The sequence below is a fragment of the Streptomyces sp. NPDC058257 genome, assembly GCF_042881845.1.
In the GTDB taxonomy this organism is placed as follows: Bacteria; Actinomycetota; Actinomycetes; order Streptomycetales; family Streptomycetaceae; genus Streptomyces.
In genome coordinates this window covers 186,943-195,177 of sequence record NZ_JBHVXJ010000018.1, presented here as the reverse complement: position 1 = coordinate 195,177, position 8,235 = coordinate 186,943, and the positions used below count along the sequence as shown (strand labels likewise).

The following is an 8,235-nucleotide window of genomic DNA, read 5'->3' as shown; positions in this document are numbered from 1 at the left end:
AGCTAAGCCTCACAGCGCCGATGGTACTGCAGGGGGGACCCTGTGGGAGAGTAGGACGCCGCCGAACTATTATTAACGGGAAACCCCCGCACCCATGTGGTGCGGGGGTTTTCTGCATTCCAGGCCCCCGCAAGGGGGCTTTTCTGCGTTTAGGGTCGAGTTATGCGATACGACCTGGTCATCTTCGACAATGACGGCGTCCTTGTGGACAGTGAGCCGCTCTCCAACACCATCCTTGCCGCCTATCTGACGGAGCTCGGCCACCCCACCACGTATGAGGACTCCCTGCGTGACTACATGGGGGCCGCCGTCCATCGCGTACACGACCTTGTTCTTGAGCGCAGTGGGCAGCGGTTGCCCGGGGATTTTGACGTGACCTTCCACGCACGAGTCTTCGCCGCCTTCGAGCGGGAGCTCGAACCTGTGGCGGGGGCAGTCGGCGTACTGGAGAAGCTGGTGGCCGACGGAGTGCCGTACTGCCTGGCCTCGTCCGGGAGTCATGAGCGGATCCGGGTCGGGCATCGGCGGACCGGGCTCGATCGGTGGTTCGACGACGAGCGGATCTTCAGCTCGGAGGACGTGGGGCGGGGGAAGCCGGCGCCGGATCTCTTTCTGTACGCCGCGAAGCAGATGGGAGTGGCGCCCGAGAGGTGCGTGGTGGTCGAGGACAGTCCGCTGGGGGTGCGGGCCGCTGTGGCGGCGGGGATGGATGTTCTTGGGTTCACCGCCATGACGCCGGCGGAGCGGCTCTCGGGGGCCACTGAACTCTTCGGGGACATGGGGGAGTTGGCTGACCTGCTCGTATGACGGGGGCCTGGGGTTCGGGCTGACATTTGTCACTGCCAGGTCCGGACGATCGTTTCTGTCGGCCGATGGGTGGTCGCGGCGAAGCTGAGTACGTCGAGAACGAACGGGACGCACACAGTGACAGAGCCGACGGAGGACCGATCACCATGAGCCAGCTCGCCGCCACCGCCACCAGCCCCAGCAGCACCGCCACCAGTACGACGGACACAGCAGCCGCCCGGCGGTCGCGCTGGGAGTCGCTGAAGCCGCTCGTGCTCGACGCGGTGGTGCCCACGGCCTCGTACTACCTGCTCAGCAAGGGCTTCGGTATGGGCACGATGGCGGCGCTCGCCTGGAGCAGTGTGGTGCCCGCGGGGCGGACGGCGTGGAGCGTGGTCAAGGACCGGCGGGTCAACGGGCTCGCGGCCCTCATCCTGACCGCCAACCTCGTCGGGCTGCTGCTCAGTCTGCTCGCCGGTGACCCGCGGCTGATGCTTGCCAAGGACAGCGGGATCACCGCGACGATCGGTATCGTCGTCCTGCTGTCCGTGGGCGCCGGGCGGCCGTTGATGACCGCCGGGCTCAAGCCCTGGGTCACCAAGGGGAACGCGGCGCGGACCGGGGTGTGGGAGCGGTTGATCGCCGAGCGGGGGCGGTTCGCGCGGATGGAGCGGATGTTCTCGGTGATGTGGGGCGTGGCGCTGTTCGGTGAGGCCGTGGCGCGGGTCGTGGGGGCCTACACGCTGCCCGTCGACACCATGGTGTGGCTCGGTGGCGCGATCGCCGGGGTCACCATCACGGCGACGGTCCTGATGAGCGGTCGCCTGGTCGTCGCCCCGATGGAGGAGATGGTGAGCGAGGAGGTCACCGCGCTCGGGCGGTGACCGGGGGGACCTTGCGCCCGCCTTGCGGGGGAGGCGCGGGAAATTGAATGGGTGATCTATCTACCCACCGGTAGTCAGGGGTCCTACGCTCAGCAGCCATGACAGATGAGCTGCGGCGCGGCAGGGCCTCTTTGGCGTTCAGCTTCCTGGTGCAGGGCGTCACCTTCGCGTTGCTGGTGACGCGGATCCCCGCCCTTCAGGATCAGTACGGGATATCCGACGGGCTGCTGCCCGTCTTCCTGGCCGCGGTGCCGATCCTCGCAGGCGCCGGGAGCGTGGGTACGGAGTGGCTGGTCAAGCGGGTGCCGCCCAGCCGTGTGCTGCGGTGGGCGCAGCCCGTGGTGCTCCTGGCGCTGCTCGGGGCCGGCGCGGGCGACGCGCTGTGGCAAGTGGCTGTGGCGCTCGGAATGTTCGGGCTTTCGGTGGGGGCGCTCGACGCCTCCATGAACATGCTCGGGGTGAGCCTGCAGCGGACGTACGGACGCAGCATCATGCTGGGGTTTCACGCGGCGTACAGCCTGGGCGGGATCGCGGGGGCCTCGATCGCGTGGGCGGGGGCGCACTGGGATCTTTCGCTCTTCGTGTCGTATCTGCCGGTGGTCGTGGTGTTGCTGCCGACGGCGCTGGTGGGGAGCCGGTGGTACGTCGATGCCGGGTCCGGCGTCGAGGGCGGTGACGGCGGTGACGGAAATGGCGGCGGTGCGGGGCAGGGCGGGACCGTCGTCTTCAAGTTGCTTCTGCCGCTCTGCCTGGTGATGACCTTCGCGTACATCGGGGATTCGACGGTCTCCAACTGGAGTGCGAAGTATCTGCAGGACGTGCTCGGGAGTTCGGAGGAGGTCTCGACCGTCCCCTACAACGTCTACATGGTCATGACCCTGTTGGGGCGGGGTCTCGGGGACCTGGGCGTGCGGCGGTTCGGGGCCGTGGCGGTGGTGCGGGTGGGGTCGGTGGTGGCCGCTCTCGGGTTCGCGGTCGTGGCGGTGGCGCCCGGGGCGTGGACCGGGATTCTGGGCTTCACGGTGCTCGGGCTCGGTCTCTGTGTGATCGTTCCGCAGACCTTCGCCGCGGCGGGGCGGCTCTTTCCCGGGGCGTCGGACGCCGCTGTCGCGCGGCTCAATGTCTTCAACTACGTGGGGTTCCTGATCGGGTCGCCGCTGGTGGGCGCGCTCGGGGACGCCTGGAACTACCGCGCGGCGATGCTCGTCCCCATGTGCCTCGTGCTCATGACCTTGTTGTACGCCCGGTCTTTCGCTTCGGGAGCGGACCGATACGGTGACGGGCATGAGCGGGCGCGCACAGCTGATGTGGGACGAGGCAGTAACGGGCTATGACTTCGGTCCCGAGCACCCCATGGACCCGGTCCGGCTCGCGCTGACCAGAAGTCTGGTCGGAGCCTTCGGGCTCGACCGGGATCTCGACGTGGTCGCGGCCAAGCGGGCCGGTGACTCGACGCTGCGGCTCGTGCATCGCGAGGACTATGTGGAGGCGGTCAGGGCCGCGTCCGTCGATCCGGCGTCGGCGGACGGCAGGTACGGCCTGGGGACCGTTGATGATCCAGCCTTCGCGGGGATGCACGAGGTGTCGGCGCTGATCGCCGGGCAGTCGGTGGGAGCGGCCGAGGCGGTGTGGCGCGGGGAAGCGCTGCACGCGGTGAACTTCGCGGGTGGACTGCACCACGCGATGCCGGGGTCCGCTTCGGGGTTCTGTATCTACAACGACGCCGCGCTGGCCATCGCGCGGCTGCTCGAACTGGGTGCCGAGCGGGTCGCGTACGTGGATGTGGATGTGCACCACGGGGACGGGGTGCAGGCGGCCTTCTGGGAGGATCCGCGGGTTCTGACGATTTCGCTGCACGAGCATCCGCGGACGCTGTTTCCGCAGACCGGGTGGCCCGAGGAGACGGGTGCGGCCTCCGTGGCGGAGGGGTCGGCCGTCAATGTCGCGCTGCCGGCGGGGACGGGGGACGCGGGGTGGCTGCGGGCGTTCCACGCCGTGGTGCCCGAGCTGCTCGCGGACTTCCAGCCGCAGGTGCTCGTCTCGCAGCACGGGGCCGATACGCACTTCGAGGATCCGCTTGCCCACCTTGCCGTTTCGCTCGATGCGCAGCGGTCCGTGCAGGTGGCCTGCCATGAGTTGGCGCACTCGTACGCCGATGGGCGGTGGGTCGCGTTGGGCGGGGGCGGTTACGCCGTGGTGGATGTGGTCCCGAGATCGTGGACGCATCTGACCGCTATCGCCGCGGGGCGGGAGGTTCTGCCCACGGCGGACATCCCCGAGGCCTGGCGGCAGGAAGTCTTCGCGCGTACCCGGCAGTTGGCGCCCGCGCGGATGAGTGACGGCAGGTGGCCCGTCACCTGGGCGGACTGGTCCGAGGGGTACGACCCCGCGGATCGGCTCGATCAGGCGGTGGTCGCGGCTCGGCGGTCCGCCTTCCCGCTGCGGGGTCTGTTGCCGTAGAGGGTGGGGGCGGGCCCTGCGGGGCTTTCCCCGGATCCCGCCCCTTCCCGCGCCATGGGGCTCCGCCCCCCCCCTGGATGCCACGACAAGATGGCCCCGAACGCCGACCGGGCTGACAGCCATGCACCCGTTAGCCCAACTGTGGGTGGTTTCCGAGGTTTTGGGGGTGCGCGCCCGACCGATGCGTCAGCATCGAGCCCGTGTTGAGCACCGGAGCATTGCGTGCGCATCTGTTGGCCGCCCGGCTTGCCGGGCCCGTGGCCACCACGCGGGAAGAGAGCCTGCGGAGCTACCGGCTCTTCGCGGCCCGGGATCCGCGGATACTGCTCGGGCTCGATCCCGAGTGGAGCTGGGGCTGCGGTGACTTGTTGGGGCTCATGGCGGACAAGTGCGGGGTGTCGGCCGACCCGCGGCACACCCAGGGGTCCGATGTCATCGACCCCGAGCGGACGCTGGCGGCGCTCGACGCCTACGCCGAGAGGCTCGCCGACGCGGCCCGCAGGCGGCTTCCCGTGCTCTTCGGGACGGGGCATCCGCACCGGCTACTCGGCTTCTACGCCGCCCTGGCGGACGCTTTGTCGGCGGCGGGGTGCACCGTTCTCACCCCTGCGCAGGGCAACAGTGTCGACATAACGACCCGGTTCGGCCTACGCACGTACAACCTTGACTACGTACAGGGAGTCGCGCTGGTGCGGGAACCCGGCGCACGTCCGACCGGGAGTGGGACCGGCGCACATACCCACTCCCCGCTCCCGGTTCGAGCCGCGCTCGCAGCCGCCGCGGAGGCTGAGGGACCGCTTCCAGAGCTCGTCATCGGGGACCACGGATGGGTGTGCGGGGCAGGTCAGCTGGGGTTCGAGGCGATCGGCCTGGCGGATACGGATGATCCCGCGCTGTTCGTCGGAGAGGCCGAGGGGCAGGTGTCCGTCGTCGTTCCGCTTGATGACGCTGTGCGGTCTGATTACTACCGACCGCTTACTCGCTATGTACTCAATCGAGCGTGTCTGTCACAGTAGGCGGCCGATCGCTACTCCTCTTCCCCACTCGCATCATCCGCCCCTAGTCTGGGGAGTGAGCGCGCAGAGACGAAGAGTCACCGGAAGGGGAAGCCGGTGCCCGTCATATGTGCGGAAGGTTCAGGTGGGGTGTCATGGCTGCAGACCAGAGGCCGCTGAACGAGGTTCAGTTCTTGACCGTGGCGGAAGTCGCCTCGGTGATGCGAGTGTCCAAGATGACCGTGTACCGCTTGGTGCACAGCGGTCATCTGCCCGCCATCCGGGTCGGAAGGTCCTTCCGGGTCCCGGAGCAGGCGGTTCACGAGTACCTCCGAGAGTCCTATGTAGGAGTCGAGGCGGGCTGATCGGAGCCGATCGATCCCCCTCGATTACGTCCCTCACCCGGGGGCGGGTAGGCTAGGGCCGACGTAGGTCGTGTGGGCCCAGACAGCTGCCCCGCACCGAGTGATGAGAAGTGAGCGAGGGTAGTCGTGGGCTCTGTTATCAAGAAGCGGCGTAAGCGGATGGCCAAGAAGAAGCACCGCAAGCTGCTGAAGCGCACCCGCGTTCAGCGTCGTAACAAGAAGTAGGCGACAGCTGGATCGCGTGTCCCGAAGCCCTCCCGTCATCCGACGGGAGGGCTTCGGCGTTTTCGGGGTACTCGTCGTGGTGTCTTCCGGCCGGTTTTCGGGTCGTACCGGACCGCTCGGGGGCTTGTTTCGAACGTACGCTCTGGGCAGGATGTGCGTCCCGATCCGGCGTACGTCCTGGTCTGGGCAGAGGACCAGGTCCGCGCGTGTGCGTCGTGGCTGTCGTCACTTCCTGCATCGGGCGGTCATCACAGCGCAACATCGACCCGCTAGCGTGTGCCGGGAGGGACATGATGGGGCGCGGCAGGACTTCGAGGGCTGGGGAAGGCAGGCGCTGATCTTGGGCAAGGTCGTGCTCGTGACCGGGGTGGCCCGGCAACTGGGCGGGCGGTTCGTCCGACGCGTGCTGCGGGATCCCGAGGTCGACCGGGTGGTCGCCGTCGACGCGGTCCCGCCCGAGCATCATCTGGGCGGCGCCGACTTCGTCCAGGCGGACATCCGGCAGCCCGCGATCGCCAAGGTGCTCGCCGAGTTCTCCGTCGACACGGTCGTGCACATGGATGTCACCGGTACCGCGCTGGCCGGCGGAAACCGCGGCTCGCTCAAGGAAACCAACGTCATCGGCACGATGCAGCTGCTCGGTGCCTGCCAGAAATCGCCGACGGTCAGGCGGCTCGTGGTGAAGTCGAGCACCAACGTGTACGGCTCCGCGCCGCGCGACCCCGCGGTCTTCACCGAGACGACGCCGCCGAAGTCACTGCCCAGCGGTGGCTTCGCCAAGGACACCGTCGAGGTCGAGGGATACGTACGCGGATTCGCGCGCCGCCGCCCGGACGTGGCGGTCTGCGTGCTGCGCTTCGCGAACATCCTGGGACCCGCCGCGGACTCCCCGCTCGCCGAGTACTTCTCGCTGCCGGTCCTGCCGACGGTTTTCGGCTACGACCCGCGGCTGCAGTTCGTGCACGAGGACGACGCGATCGAGGTCCTGTGCCTCGGGGCGCGCGACCCGGAGCGCGGGACGCTCAACAGCGGCACGTTCAACATCGCGGGTGACGGTCTGCTGCTGCTCTCGCAGTGCTCGCGGCGCCTGGGGCGGCCGACGCTGCCGGTGTTCATGCCCGCGGTCACCTGGGTCGGCCAGGCGCTGCGCACCCTGGGCATGACGGACTTCTCGCCCGAGCAGATCAGGCTGCTCACCCATGGCCGGGTCGTGGCCACCCGGCAGATGCGCGAGACACTGGGCTTCAGCCCCAAGTACACGACCGCGGAGACCTTCGCGGATTTCGTACGCAGTCGGGGTCCGGGACTTCTGCCGCCGCAAGCCGTCGCGGGGGCCATGGACCGGATCGCCACGCTGCCCTTCGCGGGCAACCAGAGCGCCAACTGAGGAGAGCGTCAACGATGGCGGACGCCAAGGTCATTCCGTTCGATGACGACCGGTCGCGCGCTGGTGCGCAGCGCCCGGCGCGGCGCAGGGGCGCGGCCCGGCGCAAGAACGATCCGGCAGCCGTGCGTGAGGTCACGGCCATGCCGGGCCAGCAGGACGGGGATCCGCAGGTGGAGAGGGCCGAGCCGCAGGCTTCGCGGCAGGGGGCCGCCGGGGCGGGGGCGGGCGCCGGGGCCGTACCGGAGCCGCGGGACGGTGGTGGTGGCCTGGAGCGGCGTATCGCGGGTGGTCTCGCGTTTCTGCGGCGGCGGCTCACGGGTGACTACGAGGTCGACGACTTCGGTTACGACGAGGAGCTCACCGACCAGGTCCTGATGTCCCTTTTCCGGCCGCTGTACGAGAAGTACTTCCGCGTCGAGGTGAAGGGCATCGAGAACATCCCGTCGGACGGCGGGGCGCTGATCGTCTCCAACCACTCCGGGACGTTGCCGCTCGACGGCCTGATGATGCAGGTCGCCGTGCACGACAACCACCCCGAGGGGCGGCATCTGCGGCTGCTCGCGGCGGACCTCGTCTTCATGCTGCCGGTGGTCAATGAGCTGGCGCGCAAGGCGGGGCACACGCTGGCGTGCGCGGAGGATGCCGAGCGGCTGCTTGAGCGGGGTGAGCTGGTGGGGGTGATGCCGGAGGGGTTCAAGGGCATCGGGAAGCCGTTCAGCGAGCGCTACAAGTTGCAGCGGTTCGGGCGGGGTGGGTTCGTCTCCACCGCGCTGCGGGCGGGGACGCCGATCGTGCCCTGCTCGATCGTGGGGGCGGAGGAGATCTACCCCATGATCGGGAACGCGAAGACGTTGGCGCGGGTGCTCGGTTTCCCGTACTTCCCGATCACGCCTACGTTCCCTTGGCTCGGGCCGCTAGGGGCGTTGCCGCTGCCCACGAAGTGGACGATTCAGTTCGGGGAGCCGATTCCCACGGACGGGTATCCGCCGGAGGCGGCCGAGGATCCGATGCTGATGTTCAACCTGACCGATCAGGTGCGGGAGCAGATTCAGCACACGTTGTACAAGCTGCTTGTGCAGCGGCGGTCCGTGTTCTTCTGACCTGTCGAGTGGCGGGGCCCCGCACCTCAAAAC

General features: G+C 68.7%; 9 protein-coding genes. All 9 read left to right on the top strand.

What is annotated here, in order from left to right; all coding sequences use genetic code 11:
* Positions 1 to 162: 162 nt before the first annotated feature.
* The 9 genes from ACFVXC_RS32900 (at position 163) to ACFVXC_RS32860 (ending at position 8,202) form a co-directional block, all read left to right on the top strand.
* Entirely contained in the window at positions 163 to 807 is a 645-nt protein-coding gene (locus ACFVXC_RS32900; protein ID WP_389912802.1) for an HAD family hydrolase, read from the top strand.
* A gap of 146 nt (positions 808 to 953) precedes the next feature.
* Entirely contained in the window at positions 954 to 1,670 is a 717-nt protein-coding gene (locus ACFVXC_RS32895) for a VC0807 family protein (protein WP_389912799.1), read from the top strand.
* A 98-nt stretch (positions 1,671 to 1,768) separates the two neighbouring features.
* Positions 1,769 to 3,004 (top strand): MFS transporter, encoded by a 1,236-nt coding sequence (locus tag ACFVXC_RS32890; protein ID WP_389912797.1) that lies wholly within the window; start codon positions 1,769 to 1,771, stop codon positions 3,002 to 3,004.
* Positions 2,955 to 4,130 (top strand): acetoin utilization protein AcuC, encoded by a 1,176-nt coding sequence (locus tag ACFVXC_RS32885; protein ID WP_389912794.1) that lies wholly within the window; start codon positions 2,955 to 2,957, stop codon positions 4,128 to 4,130. The genes ACFVXC_RS32890 and ACFVXC_RS32885 overlap by 50 nt, the downstream gene beginning before the upstream one ends.
* A gap of 200 nt (positions 4,131 to 4,330) precedes the next feature.
* On the top strand, positions 4,331 to 5,146 hold the full coding sequence (locus ACFVXC_RS32880; RefSeq protein WP_389912791.1) for a phosphatase: 816 nt from the start codon (positions 4,331 to 4,333) through the stop codon (positions 5,144 to 5,146).
* 134 nt (positions 5,147 to 5,280) lie between these two features.
* On the top strand, positions 5,281 to 5,490 hold the full coding sequence (locus tag ACFVXC_RS32875; protein ID WP_157869005.1) for a helix-turn-helix domain-containing protein: 210 nt from the start codon (positions 5,281 to 5,283) through the stop codon (positions 5,488 to 5,490).
* Between the two features lie 126 nt (positions 5,491 to 5,616).
* On the top strand, positions 5,617 to 5,715 hold the full coding sequence (locus tag ACFVXC_RS32870) for a 30S ribosomal protein bS22 (protein WP_003948845.1): 99 nt from the start codon (positions 5,617 to 5,619) through the stop codon (positions 5,713 to 5,715).
* 340 nt (positions 5,716 to 6,055) lie between these two features.
* Positions 6,056 to 7,102 carry an NAD-dependent epimerase/dehydratase family protein gene (locus ACFVXC_RS32865; protein ID WP_389912788.1) on the top strand — a complete coding sequence of 349 codons (1,047 nt, stop codon included), beginning with the start codon at positions 6,056 to 6,058 and terminating at the stop codon, positions 7,100 to 7,102.
* Positions 7,103 to 7,116: 14 nt separating this feature from the next.
* A complete protein-coding gene (locus ACFVXC_RS32860) occupies positions 7,117 to 8,202 on the top strand; it encodes a lysophospholipid acyltransferase family protein (protein ID WP_389912786.1) in 1,086 nt (361 codons plus the stop codon).
* Positions 8,203 to 8,235 lie beyond the last annotated feature (33 nt).

Coding starts and splice junctions, on each gene's coding strand:
- ACFVXC_RS32900 (WP_389912802.1), top strand. CDS start 163: ATGCGATACGACCTGGTCATCTTCGACAATGACGGCGTCCTTGTGGAC.
- ACFVXC_RS32890 (WP_389912797.1), top strand. CDS start 1,769: ATGACAGATGAGCTGCGGCGCGGCAGGGCCTCTTTGGCGTTCAGCTTC.
- ACFVXC_RS32885 (WP_389912794.1), top strand. CDS start 2,955: ATGAGCGGGCGCGCACAGCTGATGTGGGACGAGGCAGTAACGGGCTAT.
- ACFVXC_RS32860 (WP_389912786.1), top strand. CDS start 7,117: ATGGCGGACGCCAAGGTCATTCCGTTCGATGACGACCGGTCGCGCGCT.
- ACFVXC_RS32895 (WP_389912799.1), top strand. CDS start 954: ATGAGCCAGCTCGCCGCCACCGCCACCAGCCCCAGCAGCACCGCCACC.
- ACFVXC_RS32875 (WP_157869005.1), top strand. CDS start 5,281: ATGGCTGCAGACCAGAGGCCGCTGAACGAGGTTCAGTTCTTGACCGTG.